16 protein-coding genes are annotated in these 18,419 nt (G+C 62.7%); 11 read left to right on the forward strand and 5 right to left on the reverse strand.

The genetic code is table 11. From position 1 onward, the window contains the following. Positions 1 to 116: 116 nt before the first annotated feature. The 5 genes from IEW00_RS09875 (at position 117) to IEW00_RS09895 (ending at position 7,683) form a co-directional block, all read left to right on the forward strand. Positions 117 to 2,534, forward strand: coding sequence for an EAL domain-containing protein (locus IEW00_RS09875; RefSeq protein WP_229736939.1), 2,418 nt, complete (start codon positions 117 to 119; stop codon positions 2,532 to 2,534). Between the two features lie 150 nt (positions 2,535 to 2,684). Then, entirely contained in the window at positions 2,685 to 4,520 is a 1,836-nt protein-coding gene (locus IEW00_RS09880) for an arylsulfatase (protein WP_188514226.1), read from the forward strand. 51 nt (positions 4,521 to 4,571) lie between these two features. Beyond that, entirely contained in the window at positions 4,572 to 5,603 is a 1,032-nt protein-coding gene (locus IEW00_RS09885) for a glutathione S-transferase family protein (RefSeq protein WP_188514227.1), read from the forward strand. Beyond that, a complete protein-coding gene (locus tag IEW00_RS09890; RefSeq protein WP_188514228.1) occupies positions 5,600 to 7,261 on the forward strand; it encodes a sulfatase in 1,662 nt (553 codons plus the stop codon). The genes IEW00_RS09885 and IEW00_RS09890 overlap by 4 nt, the downstream gene beginning before the upstream one ends. Then, complete coding sequence (locus tag IEW00_RS09895; RefSeq protein ID WP_188514229.1) at positions 7,261 to 7,683, forward strand: hypothetical protein; 423 nt, start codon at positions 7,261 to 7,263, stop codon at positions 7,681 to 7,683. The genes IEW00_RS09890 and IEW00_RS09895 overlap by 1 nt, the downstream gene beginning before the upstream one ends. Here IEW00_RS09895 and IEW00_RS09900 read toward each other — a convergent pair. From IEW00_RS09900 to IEW00_RS09920, 5 genes are all read right to left on the reverse strand, one after another. After that, positions 7,658 to 8,569: an SUMF1/EgtB/PvdO family nonheme iron enzyme gene (locus tag IEW00_RS09900; RefSeq protein WP_229736940.1), complete on the reverse strand. Its 912-nt coding sequence runs from the start codon at positions 8,567 to 8,569 to the stop codon at positions 7,658 to 7,660. The two genes, IEW00_RS09895 and IEW00_RS09900, sit on opposite strands and share 26 nt — an antisense overlap. Positions 8,570 to 8,574: 5 nt before the next feature. Continuing rightward, the gene (locus IEW00_RS09905) at positions 8,575 to 9,153 is read right to left on the reverse strand and encodes a TetR/AcrR family transcriptional regulator (protein WP_229736941.1); all 579 of its coding nucleotides are present in this window, start codon (positions 9,151 to 9,153) and stop codon (positions 8,575 to 8,577) included. A 49-nt stretch (positions 9,154 to 9,202) separates the two neighbouring features. Further along, the gene (locus IEW00_RS09910) at positions 9,203 to 9,685 is read right to left on the reverse strand and encodes a DUF1330 domain-containing protein (protein WP_188514230.1); all 483 of its coding nucleotides are present in this window, start codon (positions 9,683 to 9,685) and stop codon (positions 9,203 to 9,205) included. Positions 9,686 to 9,758: 73 nt separating this feature from the next. Next, complete coding sequence (gene recQ / locus IEW00_RS09915; protein ID WP_188514231.1) at positions 9,759 to 11,534, reverse strand: DNA helicase RecQ; 1,776 nt, start codon at positions 11,532 to 11,534, stop codon at positions 9,759 to 9,761. A gap of 66 nt (positions 11,535 to 11,600) precedes the next feature. Beyond that, on the reverse strand, positions 11,601 to 12,992 hold the full coding sequence (locus tag IEW00_RS09920; protein ID WP_229736942.1) for a sigma-54-dependent transcriptional regulator: 1,392 nt from the start codon (positions 12,990 to 12,992) through the stop codon (positions 11,601 to 11,603). 204 nt (positions 12,993 to 13,196) lie between these two features. Here IEW00_RS09920 and IEW00_RS09925 point away from each other — a divergent pair, with 204 nt between their 5' ends. From IEW00_RS09925 to IEW00_RS09950, 6 genes are all read left to right on the forward strand, one after another. Then, on the forward strand, positions 13,197 to 13,331 hold the full coding sequence (locus IEW00_RS09925) for an aa3-type cytochrome c oxidase subunit IV (RefSeq protein ID WP_188514232.1): 135 nt from the start codon (positions 13,197 to 13,199) through the stop codon (positions 13,329 to 13,331). A 12-nt stretch (positions 13,332 to 13,343) separates the two neighbouring features. Next, complete coding sequence (locus tag IEW00_RS09930) at positions 13,344 to 14,474, forward strand: NAD(P) transhydrogenase subunit alpha (RefSeq protein ID WP_188514233.1); 1,131 nt, start codon at positions 13,344 to 13,346, stop codon at positions 14,472 to 14,474. A 91-nt stretch (positions 14,475 to 14,565) separates the two neighbouring features. Further along, positions 14,566 to 14,850 (forward strand): NAD(P) transhydrogenase subunit alpha part 2, encoded by a 285-nt coding sequence (locus IEW00_RS09935; RefSeq protein WP_188514234.1) that lies wholly within the window; start codon positions 14,566 to 14,568, stop codon positions 14,848 to 14,850. A gap of 23 nt (positions 14,851 to 14,873) precedes the next feature. Beyond that, positions 14,874 to 16,379: an NAD(P)(+) transhydrogenase (Re/Si-specific) subunit beta gene (locus IEW00_RS09940; protein WP_229736943.1), complete on the forward strand. Its 1,506-nt coding sequence runs from the start codon at positions 14,874 to 14,876 to the stop codon at positions 16,377 to 16,379. A 5-nt stretch (positions 16,380 to 16,384) separates the two neighbouring features. Further along, positions 16,385 to 17,080: an aspartate/glutamate racemase family protein gene (locus tag IEW00_RS09945; protein WP_188514235.1), complete on the forward strand. Its 696-nt coding sequence runs from the start codon at positions 16,385 to 16,387 to the stop codon at positions 17,078 to 17,080. 140 nt (positions 17,081 to 17,220) lie between these two features. Then, positions 17,221 to 18,390 (forward strand): deoxyguanosinetriphosphate triphosphohydrolase, encoded by a 1,170-nt coding sequence (locus tag IEW00_RS09950; RefSeq protein WP_188514236.1) that lies wholly within the window; start codon positions 17,221 to 17,223, stop codon positions 18,388 to 18,390. Positions 18,391 to 18,419: the final 29 nt, after the last annotated feature.

Consider the following 18,419-nt stretch of genomic DNA (forward strand, 5'->3'; position numbering starts at 1 on the left):
GGATCTGCGCACTGTGGCCTATCGTCATCGGTGTACGGACCCTGGCGCTCCTGATCTCCGCGGTGGCCGGCGGGTTTCAGTTCGCGTTTGTATCCGTGCCGCTCGTCATAGCAATTGTGGTTTCGTTGGTTATCGACCTGGCGATCTATCTTCCCTCGGTCAGCAGCCGGGCGCGGCAGCAGTTCGGCGTCCGGTTTCCCGGCCTGCTCGCGGCTATCGTCTGCCTGTCATCGGCGACCTATGCCTTTGCGCTCGTCACCATTGCCTATGCCAGCGGGTCGGTTGGCGTTCTGCTGGGGCTGATCGCGCTGCTGGGTGCCTTGCTGCCATCGCTCACGGTGATGGTGCCGCATCGCATGCTGATGTTTCTGGCAAGCCTTTCGACCGCAGCGGGCGCGCTGGCGGGAAGCGGCGAGCCGCAGCTTCTGGTCGGCGCGATGGTATTCCTGCCAGCCATGCTGCTGGTGGCGCTGATCCGCAGCAAGGATGACCGCGAGGCCGAAGCGATTATCGACCAGCAGAAATTGAACAACGACCGCGCCCGCTGCCTGTTGACCGATTACGAAAAATCTGGCCGCGGCTGGTTCTGGGAAACCGATCGGCATGGCCGGATCGTCTATATCAGCCAGGAAGCGATCAGCGCGATCGAGGCCGATCCGGAGACGATCATCGGCCAGCCGCTAAGCTCGGTGATTTGCTCGCCCGGATCGGCAGGCGGCGGCAGCGAGCGGACGTTCAACTTCCACTTTTCGGCGCGTACCGCATTCAGCGATCTGGCCGTCCATGTCGCAAAATCGGCGGAGGAACGCGCCTGGTCGCTTTCGGGAGGTCCGTTCTACAACGAGTTCGGCCAGTTCGTCGGCTTTCGCGGGCATGGGACCGATCTGACCGAGGTCCGGCGGTCGCACGAGGCGGTGACCCAGCTGGCGCGCTATGACAACCTCACCGGGCTTGCCAACCGGCTGTACATCAAGGAACTGTTCGAAAAGGCGCTGATCGGCCATCGCGGCGAACCGAGCCCTTGCTCGCTGTTTCTGCTCGATCTCGACCGGTTCAAGCAGGTCAACGACACGCTTGGGCATCCGATTGGCGATGCACTCCTCAAGCAGGTGTCCGAGCGTCTCAAACGGACAATCGGCGAGTGCGGCGAGGTTGGCCGCCTGGGTGGCGACGAGTTCCAGGTCGTCCTCCCCGGCATTATCAGCGAGGAGCGGTTGGCGGACATTGCCCGTTCGGTGATCGTCAACCTCAGCCACCCGTATATGGTCGAAGGTAACCAGATCGTCATCGGCGCATCGGTGGGAATAGCCATTGCCGATGGCCGTCATGTATCCGGCGCGGAAACGCTGATCCGCAACGCCGACCTTGCGCTTTATTCGGCCAAGGAGAACGGCCGTGGCATCTGGAAGTTCTACAGCGAGGATATGCACAAGGTCGCGCACGAACGCCGCGCGCTTGAAGGCGAATTGCGCGCCGCTTTGCAGGCTGGCGGGATGAGCGTTGCCTATCAGCCGGTCATCAATGTTGCGACCGAAACGATCAGCGGCTTCGAGGCACTTGCGCGTTGGCAGCATCCGCAGCGTGGTGCGATCAGCCCCAGCGTTTTTGTCCCGATCGCCGAGGAATCGGGCCTGATCATGCAGCTGGGCGAGTGGGTGCTGCGCACCGCGTGCGCCGATGCGGCGGCCTGGCCCGGGCAGGTCAGGATCGCGGTCAACGTCTCGCCGATGCAGTTTGCCGACCCTGCTTTCCCCGCGATCGTTTTGAATGCGCTGGCGCAAAGCGGCCTGGCACCCGAGCGGCTCGAGCTGGAAATCACCGAAAGCGTCTTTCTCGATGACAAGCTCGATGCCGCGCGGATCTTCGAGCGGTTGAAGGGCATCGGCGTGCGTCTGGCGCTGGACGATTTCGGTACCGGATATTCGGCTCTGGGGTATCTGCGCACCGCGCCGTTCGACAAGATCAAGATCGACCAGAGTTTCGTTCGGGGTGCTGCGCATTCGGGCAGCGCCAACAGCGCGATCATCCGCTCGATCGTCTCGCTCGCCGAGGCGCTGAACATGGAGACTACGGCCGAGGGTGCCGAAACGATCGACGAGCTCGAGCTGATCCGTTCGCTGGGCTGCAGCCATGTCCAGGGTTATATCTACGGCAAGCCGGTGTGCCTGGTGGAGGCCAACGAGCGGCTTGCCGGGGTGGACAGCCATGTCGAACCGATCGGCCACAAGCACAGCCGTGACATCCGCTACAAGGTGTTGCGCACGATTGGCATCCACCATGACGGCTATTGCTATCCCGCCAAGATCAAGAACATTTCGCCGGGCGGCGCGCTGATCGAAGGACTTTGGGATGTTCCGGCGGGGACCGAGTTCGAGGTCGCTCTGGGGGCGAACATGAAGGTCCGCGCCATGGCGCGCTGGTCGGTGGATGACCGGACGGGGCTGCAGTTCGAGCTGCCGATCAGCCTGGAAAAATTTCGCCATTCCGCACCGCCGCAGATCGCCACTGGGTATCCCGAGTTGCTGCGCGCCTGATCGCCCTCCGGCCGCCGCGCCCACGGCACCACTTAGCTCGGATGCCAAAAGTGCGGCCTGACACGGCCCGACACGGCCTTGCGTCGGTGAATTTTATGACATAGCCTGTGTCAATATGCTCAACGGTCTGAGCGAAACAGGAGAGGTGGCATGACGCACACCGGGCGGAAAGTCGCTGTCGCAATCATCGTCGGCGTCGCGTTGACTGGGCTGGGCGCAGCATCAGTCCCGCGGTCCGCGCCAAATCCGGTCGCGTCCGCCGCGTCGTCATCGCCAGCTCCAGTTGCGGCCCCTGTCTCCGTCAAGCCCAACTTTGTCGTGTTGCTCGCCGACGATCTGGCGCTGATGGATCTTGGCATTTATGGCGGTGAGGCGGCCACGCCCAATATCGATGCGCTGGCGCTGCGCGGGCGGATGTTTACCCGCTATTATTCATCGCCGTTGTGCTCACCGTCGCGTGCGATGCTGCTCACCGGGCTCGACAATCATCGCACCGGGGTTTCGACGATCCAGGAAATGATCCCGCCCGAGCAGACCGGCAAGAAGGGATATTCGCTGCGGTTCGAGCCCGGTGTCACCACGATCTCGGAGCGTCTGCAGGGGCAGGGTTATCGCACCTATATGACCGGGAAATGGCATCTGGGTCATGGGCAGGGCGACCTGCCCGTCGATCATGGGTTCGACCGGTCGTTCATCCTCGATGCCTCGGGCGCGGACAACTGGGAGCAGAAGTCCTATATGCCGTATTACAAGACGGCGCCGTGGTTCGAGGACGCCAAGCCGGCGACGCTGCCTGCGGACTTCTATTCCTCGCGGTTTTTAATCGACAAGATGATCGACTATATCGACTCCGGATCCGCCGATCAGCCGTTCTTCGCCTATGTCGGCTTTCAGGCGGTGCACATACCGGTGCAGGCACCGGCCGAGTTCACCCGCAAATACGCCGATACCTATCGCGAAGGCTGGGCCGTGATGCGCAAGGCGCGGTGGCAGCGGGCGCAGGCGATCGGGCTGATCCCGCAAGGCGCGCCGCTCGCCGATCCGCCGCAAGGGCTGCGCGCTTGGGAGAGCCTGAGCGCGCAAGAGCAGGCGCTGTTTGCGCGCCACATGGCGATCAACGCCGGGATGATCGAGGCGATGGATCATCACATCGGGCGGCTGGTGACGCATCTCAAGCGCACCGGACAATATGACAATACCGTGTTCGTGTTCGCATCCGACAACGGGCCCGAGCCCAGCAACCCGATGGCAGGCGCGCGCAGCATGGACCTGTGGACCCGCACCAACGGCTACAGCGTATCGGCAGACAATTGGGGCGAGAAGGGAACCTACGGCTTCATCGGCCCCGAGTTCGCCAACGCCGCCGCGTCTCCGGGTGCGATGTTCAAGTTTTACACCAGCGAGGGCGGCTTGCATGTTCCGATGATCATTGCAGGGCCCGGCATCGCCCCAGGTCAGCCAAGTTCGGCCATGACGGTGGTCAGCGATATCGCGCCGACGCTGTTGGCGCTGGCAGGCGGTAAGGCCGAAGCCGGCGCGTTCGATGGAACGTCTTTGGTCCCGCTGCTGACCGGAGAGCGTGAAGAGGTTCGCTCCGCCGAGGTCCCGGTGGGTTTCGAGGTCTCGGGCAACGCGGCCTTGTTCAAGGGCAGCCACAAGCTGGTGCGCAATCTCAAACCTTATGGGGATGGGCAGTGGCGGTTGTTCGACATATCCAGCGATCCGGGCGAAACCCGCGATTTGAGCGAAGCCGAACCTGCAAAGTTCCAAGAACTCATGGCCGATTATCGTGCCTATGCCTCCCGCAATGGCGTCCTCGAAATGCCCGAGGGCTATGATTCAACGACACAGATCGGCATCAATACAGTCAAAAAGATGGCGGGGCATTATTGGTGGGTGCTTGCAGGGATGGGCCTGCTGATCATCGCCGCGCTTTATGGCATCTTCAAGCTGGTCCGGCGCAGCAGCGGGACACGCCCGGCTTGACCCGATCACGGTATTGACATAGCTTATGCCAATAAAGTGACGCCGGAGAGAATGATGCAACCTGTCGAACTGCTCGGGGCTCCGGGTTCGCCCTATTCACGCAAGATGCTCGCGTTGTTGCGCTATCGGCGGATCGCACACCGGATGATCTGGGGCAGCCATATGCAGCCGATGCCCGGCTATCCTGCGCCCAAGGTCAAGCTGCTGCCCACGGTCTATTTCGGCGAGGGCGATGCCCGCGAAGCCGTGGTCGATTCCACCCCTATCATCCGCCGGCTCGAGGCAGAACATCCAGGCCGTTCGGTCATCCCCGAAGACAAACTGCTGCGGTTTCTGGATATCCTGATCGAGGATTTCGCCGACGAGTGGATGACCAAGGCGATGTTCCATTATCGCTGGCATTACGCCGAAGACGCTGCCAACGCCGGGCCCATGCTGATCTTCTGGCAGGACAGCTGCTATCCTGACGATGTCGCCAAGCCGATGGCCGACAGCTGCGCCCGGCGCCAGATCGACCGGCTGTTCGTCGTCGGCTCGAACGATACCACCGCGCCGATCATCGAGGCGAGCTACCAGCGGCTGGTCGGTATCTTCGACCGGATCGTCCAGCGGTGCGGCTTTGTGCTGGGCACGCGGCCCTCGGCGGCGGACTTCGCGGTCTATGGCCAGCTCACCCAATTGGGTATCGTCGATCCGACCCCTGCGCGGATCATGGCGAAGGGCTCGCCGCGCCTCAGGGCCTGGCTCGACCGGGTCGAAGACCTGTCGGGCCAGCCCGATGGCGATTGGATTGCGCATGCCTCGCTATGGGCGCATCTGGGTGAACTGCTTGCCGAGATCGGGCGAGTGTATGTGCCGTTTTTGCTGGCCAATGCGCAGGCTGCCGCTGCCGGCCAATCCGAGTTTGAAACGACGATCGACGGCAAGCGCTGGACGCAACCTGTATTTCCCTATCAGGCCAAATGTCTGCTGACGCTGCGGGCAGCGCGCGAAGCCCTGTCCGACGATGCGAGGCAGGCGCTAGACGCTCTGCTCGCGGGAACGGGTTGCGAAGAGATGTTTGAAACGGAGCATTCGGCATGATCCGCAAGGGCCTGATCGCGCTGCTCGTCGTGCTGGTGGCGGGCGGTACCTGGGCATGGTTCAACAAGAGCACCGTGCTGTTGTTTGCCGCGTCGAATTTCGGGAAGCATGATGTCGGTCCCAACCGACCCGTCGTCTGGCAGAGGGGCCCGGATGCGCCTGCGGTCCCGGCAGGCCAGCGCCCGCCCAACATCGTGTTCATCCTGGCAGACGATATGGGGATCAACGACATATCGACCTTTGGCGGAGGTGTCGCCGGCGGCCGGGTGCCGACACCCAATATCGACCGGTTGGCAGGCGAAGGCGCAATCTATTCCAATGCCTATTCGGGTACCGCGAGCTGCGCGCCATCGCGCGCGATGATATTGACCGGGCGTTACCCGACCCGCACCGGCTTCGAGTTTACGCCTACGCCCGATGGGATGGGCCGGATCGTTTCGGCCTTGTCGGCTGAGATGGATTCGGGCCTGCCTCCGCTGAGCTATAACGAATCGGTTGCAGAGGGTTCGCCCAGTTTCGATGGCCAGGGGCTGCCCGGCAGCGAACGAACCATCGCCGAAATCCTGAAACCGGCGGGTTATCACAGCGTGCATATCGGCAAATGGCATCTGGGTGACGGCCCCGAGTTCAATGCCAACGCGCAAGGATTCGATGAAAGCCTGCTGATGGCAAGTGCGCTGCATCTTCCCGAGGAAGATCCGGACGCGGTCAACGCCAAGCTCGATTTCGACCCGATCGACAAGTTTCTGTGGGCGCGGATGCAATATGCCACCAGCTACAATGGCGGCGACTGGTTCAAGCCGGGCGGCTACCTTGCCGATTACTGGACCGACGAGGCGATCAAGGTGATCGAGGCGAACCGCAACCGCCCGTTCTTCCTCTACCTCGCACACTGGAACGTCCACACCCCGTTGCAGGCGACCAAGGCGGATTACGAGGCAGTGGGCGATATCAAGCCGCACCGGTTGCGGGTGTATGCCGCGATGGTCCGCGCGCTCGATCGCAGCGTAGGGCGGATCATGGCATCACTGAAAGAACAGGGGCTCGACGATAACACCATCATCGTGTTTTCCAGCGACAACGGCGGCGCGGGATATGTCGGCCTGCCCCAGATCAACGCGCCCTATCGCGGGTGGAAGCTGACGTTGTTCGAAGGCGGAATCCGGGTGCCGATGTTCGTCCGCTGGCCCGGAAGGATTCAGCCAGGGACCGTGATCGATACCCCGGTCGCGCATATCGATCTGATGCCGACCTTCGCCAAGGCAGGCGGCGCGACATTGCCCGCTGACCTCGCGATCGATGGCGTCGACCTGCTGGGCGATGATCCGGCGGACCCGGTCGGTAAACGCCCGGATGACGCGATCTACTGGCAAAGCGCATATTACCGCGTGGTACGCCAGGGCGACTGGAAGCTTCAGGTCACCGAGCGCCCGGCCAAGACCTGGCTGTTCAACCTGAGGCAGGATCCCACCGAAAAGCGCGATCTTGCGGCGAGCAATCCTGCCAAGGTTGCGCAGCTTAAGGCGCTGCTCGCCAAGCATCAGAAGAGCGCGCGCAAGCCGCTTTATCCGCACACGATCGAGGCACCGGTGGCGATCGACAAGACGCTGGGGCAGAAATTCAAGAAGGGCGATCCTTACATCTACTGGCCCAATTGATGGCTCAACTGCTGCCAGCGCCCGACCCGCGATTGCCACCCTCGGCCGCATCGCGATTTTTGGTGCTGTGCGGCGTGCTGGCGGTGGTTCCCGGCACCATCCACGTCGCACTGCCCGATGGCGGGGCAGGGGTGATCGCGGGGATCGATCTGGGGCGCGATGGGGGGCGGATCATCGCGATGTTCGCCTGGGCGGGTGCCACCCAGATTGCCTGGGGGCTGACTATGCTGGCGGTGGCGTTGCGCTATCGCGCGCTGGTGCCGCTCGCGCTTGCCCTGCTGCTGCTCGAGCGCAGCCTGCACGCGCTCAATTTCTGGGTGCTGAAACCCGGCGCGCACCATCCGCCCGAGAGCTATGCGGTGCTGGTCGCGCTGCCGTTGATTGCCCTGTTTCTGGCTATTGCGCTGCGACGTCGTGGATGATGCGGAAGCCGATGTGGTTGGATGAGAAGTCGCGTTCCTGCGGCTGGCGCGCGGCAGGCCGATAGCGCGCGCAGAAGTTCGCCGCGCACAGCCAGCTTCCGCCCTTGATGATCATCCGCGCATCATCGACCGGGCTGTCGGTCCACTCCCAGACATTGCCGATCAGGTCGTGCACGCCATTGCGATCCGCCGGAAAACAGGCCACCGGCGCGGTACCAGAAAAGCCGTCGGTGGCCTGATCCAGCACCGGGAACACACCCTGCCAATGGTTGGCGCGTGGGATGCCGGCATCGTCCACTGCACCGGAAAAGCGGTTGGCAGGATCGGGCAGGCCGGTACTCGCGGCGTATTCCCATTCCTCTTCGGTGGGCAACCGCCCCCCCGCCCATTTGGCATAGGCTCGCGCATCGGCCAGCGTCACGTGCACCACCGGGTGGCGGCCCTTGCCTGTGATCGTCGAGCTTTTGCCCTCGGGCGTGCGCCATGTGGCTCCCTTGCGCAGCACCCAGCGCCCGTTGCCTGCCTTGCCATCGCGCACGAACAGCGCGGACCCGGCAGCGGGGTCGTCGCTATCGCTCGCGGTTTCGGCCTCGGTGACATAGCCGGTCGCCTGCACGAAAGCGGCAAACTGGTCGTTCGTGACCTCGTGGCTCTGGATGGAAAAGCCCTCGACGCGCAGACGCATCGACGGGTTTTCTTCGGGATACAACGGATCTGCGCCCTTGAGGAACGATCCGGCAGGCAAAGTTACAAAGCTGCCAGAGTTGAAGCCGGTGGGACAATCGGTCTTCGCACTGGCCTGCACTGGCCTGGTGACATCGGTTGGCTGGTCGCAGCCCTGCAAAGCAACCGACGCCGCGCACACCAGAACCAGCGTCGCACGCAAGCGTATCAGCCCAGCAGTTTGGAGATGGTGAGCTTCACCACATCGGTAGCCTGATCGACGCTCAAATTCTGGTCCTGCCGGAGCCGCCGCCAGGTCTGGAAACCGGCACACATCTCAACGGCTGAGAGCATCGTCGCATTCTTGCGAACCGGATCGGGCAGCACGTTTTCCAGGCCGGTCCGTTCGAGATGAAGGAACCGCTCGTAGTTGAGCATCAGATAGTCCGAACTGAACCGGCGAATGCTTGCTGCAATCTTGAGCGGCATGATCTTTTCATAGATCACCGCGCGGCGCTCGAGCAATTGGTCGAGCTGTGCCTGCCAGCCATCGCCGGTAAACGGCTGGTGGATGATCGGCATGATCTGTGCCTCCATCCGTTCGGTCATCTCGCTGTAAAGGCTATCCATTTCCTCGAAATGGCGGAACACGGTGCGCGCACTGACGCCCGCCCGTTCGGCGATATCAGCTGCGCTGGGCTCCATCTTGCCGCCCATGATAATGTCGAGCATCGCATCGACGATCGCCAGTCTGCTGCGCTCGCTGCGCTGTTTGCGACCGTCCGGATGACGAGTGGGATGGCTCATTGGGGTATTTGCATTCATGGTCACGGCTTACTGCCAAGCCTTTCACCTGTCACCCCTCCGAGCCAATCTTTGTGAGAATCGTTTGCATCCACGGCATGCCCATTGCTTCGGTCGACAACACCGTCTCGATGTTGAGCTGTCCATCCAGCCCGGCACTGCGATGCACCGCGATTTCGCGCCACTCATCGGACATCGACATCCGCACCATGTCGCCGCGCCTGGGATAAACGCCGATCGCGACCTCGTCCCACAGTTCGCTGACCTGGCCCAGCGAGAGGAAGGTGACATCGGCAGCGAACATCGCGATGCCGCCGAACTTCGGCAGCAATTGCGCGACCGCACGGCCATAGATCATGTACGCCTCGCGCCCGGTCAGGTCGGTTTCGCGGCCATCCTCGTACACTGCCTTGTCCTTGAACTTGAGCAGGTTGATCATGAAGATCGGGCCATCGGGCCCAGGCTGCATCAGCCCTGCCATGGTCGCAGGGTCACCGGGGAAGACCTCGTTCAAGACAGTGAAGGGCTGGGGCATCGCAGATTCCTCTCACTCGGTGTGATCAGGCAATGCTATATATTGACACAAGTCCTGTCAATATAACCGCCGATCAGCTGCCGTGGTCGAGGATCACCTGCAGGAATGCCTCGCCATAGGCCTCTAGCTTGCGGGTGCCGACTCCCGAGACCCGCGACAAGGCATCGAGCGTGCGCGGGCTGCGGTCGGTCATTTCGCGCAGCGTGCTGTCGTGGAAGATCACATAGGGCGGCACGCCTGCCTCCTGCGCCAGCTCGCGGCGGCAAGCCCGCAGCGCTTCGAACAGGGGATTGCTGACCGGATTGGGTGTGTCGCCCGCGCCGCGCTTGCCACGCCGCGCCCGCTTGGGTGGCAGCACCAGCGACAATTGCACTTCGTCGCGCAGGATCGCGCGCGCGCCAGGACCCAGCATCAGCCCGCCATGCTCGTTGGTGTCGAGCGCATCGCGCAGCAGCAGCGCGCGCGCCACCGGCTTGAGCAGCGCGACCTCGTCGTCTTGCACGATACCGAACACCGAAAGCTTGTCATGGCCGCGCTGCGTGACCTTGTCATTGCTCTGGCCGCGCAGCACCGCCTCGAGATGGCCGATGCCAAAGCTCTGCCCGGTCCGATACACCGCCGACAGCAGCTTGCGCGCGGTCTGCGTCGCATCCACGCTCGCGGGCGGGCTGAGGCAGTTGTCGCAATTGCCGCAGGTCTCGGGCGGGCTCTCGCCAAAGTGGCGCAGCAGGATCGCGCGGCGGCAGGTGCCGGTCTCGACCAGCGCGCCCAGCGCCGAGATCCGCGCGCGCTCGCCCGCCTGACGCTCGGGCTCGATCTCGCTGATCCGCATCCGCGCGCGGGCAAAGTCATCCGCGCCCCAGAACAGATGCGCTTCGGCAGGTTCGCCGTCACGGCCTGCGCGGCCCGATTCCTGGTAATAGCCCTCGATCGATTTGGGCAGGCCTGCATGCACCACGAAGCGCACATCGGGCTTGTCGATGCCCATTCCGAACGCGACCGTCGCGCACATCACCATGTCCTCACTGGCGATGAACGCATCCTGGTTGGCGCGGCGGACCTCGGGCGGCATACCGGCGTGATAGGCGCGAACCTGGCGCTTGCCGTCTCGGCTCAATTGTTCGGCGAGCTTTTCGGTGCCCGCCCGGGTCTGCGCATAGACGATTCCCGGGCCGGGGTTGCCGCCGACCAGATCGGCGATCTGCCGGGTCAGCCCGTCGCGCGGGTGGACGGCATAGCGGATGTTGGGCCGGTCGAACCCGGCGACGATCATGCCTTCGCGATCGATTCCCAACTGCTTGAGAATATCCTCACGGGTGTGCGCATCAGCCGTCGCGGTCAGCGCCAGCCGCGGGCGATCGGGGAAGCTGTCGAGCAACGGCTTGAGCAACCGGTAGTCGGGGCGGAAATCATGCCCCCATTCGGACACGCAATGCGCCTCGTCGATCGCGAACATCGCGATCGGTGCGCGGCCAAGCAGGTTGCGAAAGCCCTCCGAGCTCGCCCGTTCGGGTGCGACATACAGCAGATCGAGCTCGCCCGCACGAAAGCGGTCCTGCGTTTCCTGCCAGTCGGCGTCGACCGAGGTCAGGCTGGCGGCGCGGATGCCCAAAGCGGTCGCCGCGCGCAGCTGGTCGTGCATCAGCGCAATCAGCGGCGATATGACGACGCAGCAGCCATCGAGCGCAACTGCGGGGAGCTGATAGCACAACGATTTGCCCGCCCCGGTGGGCATGATCGCCAGCGTATTGCGCCCCGCCATGACGCGACTGACCACCTGGTCCTGCACGCCGCGAAAGGCGGAGAAACCGAACGTGTCATGCAAGACATCAAGGATGGGCTGAGTCATCTGCCCGCTCTTATGGACGGCGGGCAGCGCAGGGAAGGGAAAAAGCCGTGGTGCGTTGCAGCCAGCTCAGGCCGCGTTGTCGATGCCCAGCTCGGTCAGCTTGCGATACAGCGTCGAACGACCGATCCCCAACCGTCGCGCAACCTCTGTCATTCGCCCGCGATAATGGCCGATGGCGAGGCGGATTACATCCGCCTCGATTTCTTCGAGCGGGCGCAGGTTGCCATCTTCGCTATACAATGTGATGCCAATACCATCATGGCTGACAGACGCGCGGCGTGGCTCGTCCTCGCCCAGCATGTTGGTCAGTTGCGGGAATTCGGTGGTGGTCAGTGCATCGCCATCGCAGAAGATCGCGGCGCGGAACAAGGCGTTTTGCAACTGGCGGACATTGCCCGGCCAATCGAAGCTGGAAAGCAGCGACAGCGCCTCGTCGGTCACGCCGAGCCCCCGCATTCCGGGCTGCTCGGCGATCCGGTTGAGGAAGTGGCGGACCAGCGCGGGAATGTCGCTCGAGCGATCGCGCAGCGCGGGGATGGTGATCTGGACCGGCGCGATCGCATAATACAAGTCTTCGCGGAACGTGCCCGCCTCGACCATGGGCTTGAGCGGCATGTTGCTCGCGCAGATGAAGCGGACATCGCAGCGGAAGCTGTGCCGCGCGCCCAACGGGCGAATCTCACCCGCACGGATCGCATCGGCGAGCTTGCCTTGGGATTCGAGCGGGACCTGATCGATCTCGTCGATGAACAGGGTGCCGCCCTCGACCCGCTGGATCACGCCGACATGCCGATCGAACGCGCCGGGAAACGCACCGCGCTCATGCCCGAACAGCTGCGATTCGATCTGGCCGCTCGATGCCCCCGAACAGGTCACCAGGCGCAGCGCCAGCTTGGCGCGCGGGCTTGAGGCGTGGATCGCGCGTGCGATCATTTCCTTGCCGGTGCCGCTTTCTCCCTCGATCAGCACAGGCGTATGCGTCCGGGCCGATTTTGCCGCGATCGCGAGTGCTGCGCGAAAGCGCGGCGATGAGCCGATCATCTCGTCAAAGTCGAGCGGGGCCGCGATCTTTTCGGTCAGCGGACGCAGCTCATCGGCATCGTCTTTGCGCGTCGCAGCATTGAGCGCGGCGACCAGACGGTCGGGCGCAATCGGCTTGATCAGGTAATCGGTGGCACCTGCGCGCATCGCCTCGACCGCAAGCAAAGGCGAGGTGCTGGCGGTCAGCATCAGGATCGGCAGCGCAGGGCGGCGCGATTTGAGCTCGGCGATCAGTTCGGCGGCTTCGTCCCCTGGCACCCACTGGTCGAGGATGATCGCATCGAGCATCATCCCCTCCTGCGTGCCCAGCATCGCGATCGCAGTTTCCGAATCGTGCGCGAACACTGTGCGCCAGCCAGCCTTGGCCGCCAATGCGGCGACCAGCCTGCACTGCGCGGGTTCGTTGTCGATCAACATTACCCGGCGGGTTTGCGGATCGGTTTCTGTTCGTTCTTTTGCCATCATCATCTCGTCTAACGGCATGTGGTAAAAACCCGATTAAAGCTATGCTTTGGATCACCCTAGCGAATTCAGGCTTGCGGGATTGAGCGCCACCCGGCATTCGGTTAAAGCGAACCGAGATTAATTTCGGCAAAATTTGTAATGGAGAAGGCTCCTACCATGGCCAATGACCACTCTACCAACACCATTGAATCCGCTCGTCAGACTTATGAAGGTTTTATGGGCTGGATGAAAACAGGATCGATCATCGCGGCGCTGGTAACAGCGTTCGTTGTCGTCCTCATCGCCAGCTGACCGGCAACCTGCATGAAAATCGCGGTCCTCAAAGAGCAGGCATCGGGTGAACGGCGCGTTTCGGCGAGCCCGGAAACGGTCAAGAAATTCATCGCGCTAGGCGCGGAAATGGCGGTTGAAACCGGCGCAGGCGAATTTGCGTCGGTCACTGATGCCGATTTTGCCGCTGCTGGTGCGACCATTGCTTCGCGGGCCGAAGTGCTGGCCGGTGCAGATATCATCTTTGGTATCCAGGGACCCGATCCTGCCAGCCTGGCAGGCGCAAAGCCTGGCGCGATGATCGCCGCCTCGCTCAACCCGTTTGGTGAGCGGGCACGTATCGATGCCTATGCCAATGCCGGTTTCCAGGCGCTGGCGCTTGAGTTCATGCCGCGGATCACGCGTGCGCAGTCGATGGACATCCTGTCGTCGCAGTCGAACCTTGCCGGATACAAGGCTGTGCTTGATGGCGCATCCGAATATGGCAAGGCTTTTCCGATGATGATGACAGCAGCAGGTACAGTGTCTGCTGCTAAGGTATTCGTGATGGGTGTGGGCGTTGCTGGCCTTCAGGCGATCGCCACAGCACGTCGCCTCGGCGCGCAGGTTTCGGCGACTGACGTCCGTTCGGCCACCAAGGAACAGATCCAGTCGCTGGGTGCCAAGGCGATCTTTGTCGAGAATGTCGCGGGCATCGAGGGCGAGGGCGCAGGCGGCTATGCCACCGAAATGTCCGACGAATACAAGGCGGCGCAGGCTGAACTGGTCTCTTCGCACATCGCCAAGCAGGACATCGTGATCACCACCGCGCTGATCCCGGGCCGTGCCGCACCGCGCCTGGTATCGGACGCGCAGATCGCCAGTATGAAACCGGGCAGCGTTCTTGTCGATCTCGCGGTCGAACAGGGTGGCAATGTCGAGGGGGCTGTCGCGGGCGAAGTCGTCGTGAAGCACGGCGTCAAGATCGTCGGCCATCGCAACGTGCCCTCGCGGCTTGCTACTGATGCATCGGCTTTGTTCTCACGCAACCTGTTCAACTTTTTCTCCGCGTTCTGGGACAAGGAGGCCAAGGCCCCCGTGTTCCCCGATGACGACGAGATCGTCCAGGGCGTCCGGGTGACGATGGGCGGCAAGGTTGTGAGCGAGAGGCTGCTCGCCAGCTGATCGTCAGCAATCAATATCTAGACCGGCAAGCGCCGGCAACTCCCCGATGGATCGCATGACCGATCGCGCGGGATGAATGGAGAATGTGAAGATGGACTTCATCTCAATCCTGTCGATTTTCGTGATGGCCTGCTTTGTGGGTTATTACGTGGTCTGGTCGGTCACGCCTGCTTTGCACACGCCCCTGATGGCGGTGACCAACGCGATTTCGTCGGTGATCATCGTCGGCGCGCTGATCGGCAGCGCGACGGCGGATTCGCCTGTCGCCAAATATCTGGGGTTGATCGCGGTGGTGTTTGCCAGCGTCAATATTTTCGGCGGCTTTGCGGTCACCGAGCGCATGCTTGCGATGTACAAGAAGAAGGAGCGCAAGTGATGGCTCCGGGGGCAATACAACACATGAACCGTCGTCCGCTTACCACGCTTGCCGCGCTGTGCAGCTTCACCCTGTCAGCGCCTGCCTATGCCGCCGGCGGTGAAGGGACGGCGGTCAGCCCCTGGGTATCGCTGGCCTATCTTGTCGCAGGCGTGTTCTTCATCCTTGCGCTGCGTGGCCTCTCCAGCCCCGAAACCAGCCGTGACGGCAACCGGTTCGGGATGATCGGCATGGGGATCGCCGTCATCACCACGCTGGTGACGCATGACCTTGCCAACATTGTCGAGATCATTGCCGCCATCGCGATCGGCGGTGTTGCCGGTTTCGTCATCGCTCGCCGGATCAAGATGACCGACATGCCCCAGCTCGTGGCCGCGTTCCACTCGCTGGTCGGGCTCGCTGCGGTGCTGGTCGCGCTGGCGGCCTGGCTCAACCCCGGTGCTTTTGGCATCCTCGATGCGAACGCACAGATTCTCACCGTCAGCCGGGTCGAACTGGGGCTGGGTGTCGCCATCGGTGCGATCACCTTCTCGGGGTCGGTGATCGCATTTCTCAAGCTTAACGGTAACATGTCGGGTGCGCCGATCATGCTGCCAGGGCGGCATGTCATCAATCTGGGCGTGCTTGCGGGCATTCTTGGCCTGATCGCGGTGTTCACCGTGTCGCCAGAAGGTGGTGCGGGCCAGGGATGGCTGTTCCTGATCATCACCATACTCGCGTTCATCATCGGCTTCCTGCTGATCATCCCGATCGGCGGCGCGGACATGCCGGTCGTTGTCTCGATGCTCAACAGCTATTCGGGCTGGGCGGCAGCGGCGATGGGCTTTACCCTGTCGAACACCGCGATGATCATCACCGGCGCGCTGGTCGGCTCGTCGGGTGCGATCCTCTCCTACATCATGTGCAAGGCGATGAACCGCAGCTTCATCTCGGTGATCGCCGGCGGCTTCGGTGCCGACACCGGTGGTGGCGGCGCGGGCGCGGTCAAGATCGATCGTCCGTGGAAGCGCGGCAGCGCCGAAGACGCGGCGTACATGATGAAGCAGGCCGAAAGCGTGATCATCGTACCGGGATACGGCATGGCGGTGGCACAGGCGCAGCACGCGCTGCGTGAGATGGGCGATCTGCTCAAGAAGGAAGGCGTCAGCGTCAAATATGCGATCCATCCTGTCGCAGGCCGCATGCCCGGGCACATGAACGTGCTGCTCGCCGAAGCCAACGTGCCGTATGACGAGGTGTTCGAGCTCGAGGACATCAACAGCGAGTTCGCGCAGACCGATGTCGCGTTCATCATCGGCGCGAACGACGTGGTCAATCCGGCGGCGAAAACCGATAAGTCCTCGCCAATCTATGGCATGCCGGTGTTCGATGTCGACAAGGCCAAGACCGTGTTCTTCATCAAGCGCTCGATGGGCGGCGTGGGCTATGCAGGCGTCGACAATGACGTATTCTACATGGACCAGACAATGATGCTGCTCGCCGATGCGAAAAAGATGGTCGAGGATATCAACAAGAACCTGGGGCACTGAGCCGGATGCGGAAAATCGGCCTGATCGGCGGGATGAGCTGGGTTTCGACCGAAACCTATTACCGGCTGATCAACAAGGAGGTGCAGAAGCGCGCCGGGTCCTTGTGCAGCGGGCCGATGGTGATCGAGAGCCTGAACTTCTGCGATATCGCGCAGATCACCACGCCCGAGGGCTGGGATCACGCGGCCGAAAAGCTGACCGCGGCGGCGCGCGCGCTCGAGCACGCGGGCGCCACCGCGATCCTGATCTGCGCCAATTCGATGCACAAGGTCTATGACCGGGTGCAGGGCGCGGTCTCGGTACCGATCCTGCACATCGCCGATTGCGTCGGTGAAAAGATGCAGGCTGACGGCATCAAGCGCGCCGCAATCATCGGCACGCGCAACGTGATGCTTGAAAGCTTCTATCGCCAGCGGCTGATCCGCCACGGCATCGGTCTGCTCGCGCCCAAGATGGAGCGGGTCGAGGAGATCGACCGGATCATCTACGACGAACTGATGGAAGGCCGGGTGGTCCGCGAATCGGAGCGCACGATGAAAACCTTCCTGACCAACATCGCCAAGGAAGATGTCGAGGCGGTGGTGCTGGGCTGCACCGAGCTTGAGATGATCATCGACACCAAGGCCAATGTGCTGCCGATCTATGACGGCACCGAAATTCATGCGCATGCGGCGGTCGATTGGATCATGAGCGAGGGTTGAGTTCGAGGCCGTTTTACCCCTAAGGCGATCCCGCTTTCCGGCGAACGCCGGAATCCAGGGGCGAGCTTGGCGCAATCCGGCCCCTGGGCTCCGGCTTTCGCCGGAGAACGACTTGGCGCTTTTGGAGCCTTCTGATCATCATGCACCCCCGCGCACCTTATGCCTGCGACCCCGATGCCACGCGCGGACGGCAATATGCCGAAGGCGGCGCCCCGACCCGCGGTCCGCGCAGCGCGTTCCAGCGTGACCGCGACCGGATCATCCATTCGATCAGCTTCCGCCGTCTGCGCCACAAGACCCAGGTCTTCGTCGCGCCCGATGGCGATCATTACCGTGTTCGGCTGACCCACAGCCTCGAGGTCGCGCAGATTGGGCGCACCATCGCGCGTTCGCTGGGGCTCGACGAGGACCTGACCGAAGCCCTGTGTCTCGCACACGATATCGGTCACCCGCCATTCGGCCATGCCGGCGAAGATGCACTGCGCGACGCGATGGTCGGCCAAGGCGGGTTCGATCACAACGCCCACACGCTGCGAGCGCTGCACGTGCTCGAATCGCCCTATCCGCGCTGGCAGGGATTGAATCTCAGCTGGGAGGTGATCGAAGGGCTCGCCAAGCACAATGGCCCAGTCGCCGATGCACCCTGGGCGCTGCGCGAGATAGATGCGGCGTTTGATCTCGACCTCACCCGATATGCGTCGCTCGAGGCGCAGGTCGCTGCGGTTGCCGATGACATCGCCTATGACAATCACGATATCGATGACGGTCTGCGCGCCGGTTTCCTCGCGTTCGATGATCTGCTCGCGCTGCCTTTTGCCGCCGCGCAATGGGATGCGATCCGCCGCCGCTTTGCCGATGTCGCACCTGAACGCCTCCAAGCGGAGTTCGTCCGCGACCAGATCGGTCTGATGGTCAACGACGTCATCGCTTCGACAAGGCAGCGAATCGCCGATCTGGGAATCGCCTCGATCGAGCATGTTCGCAGCGCCGGGCAGGTGATCGCGGGCTTTTCCGATGCGATGGCGGCGCAGGAACGCCAGCTCAAAGCGTTCATGTATGACCGGGTCTATCACCATCCGCGCCAGCTTGAGGCAGCCGCGTTGGCGCGAGTGGTGATCGCGGCGCTCTTTGCCGCTTATCGTGCCGATCACAAGCTTCTGCCGGAAGACTGGCGCACCCGGATGCCCGCAGGCGAACCGGCGCAAAGCCGCCACATCGCAGACTTCATGGCGGGAATGACCGACCGCTTCGCATTGACCTGCCATCGGGAGATCTTCGGACATGCGCCCGAAGGTCTTAGCCACGTCTGACGTGCATATATTGCATTGCAGCGTAATTC

The sequence above is a fragment of the Blastomonas aquatica genome, assembly GCF_014639875.1.
Lineage (GTDB): Bacteria > Pseudomonadota > Alphaproteobacteria > Sphingomonadales > Sphingomonadaceae > Blastomonas > Blastomonas aquatica.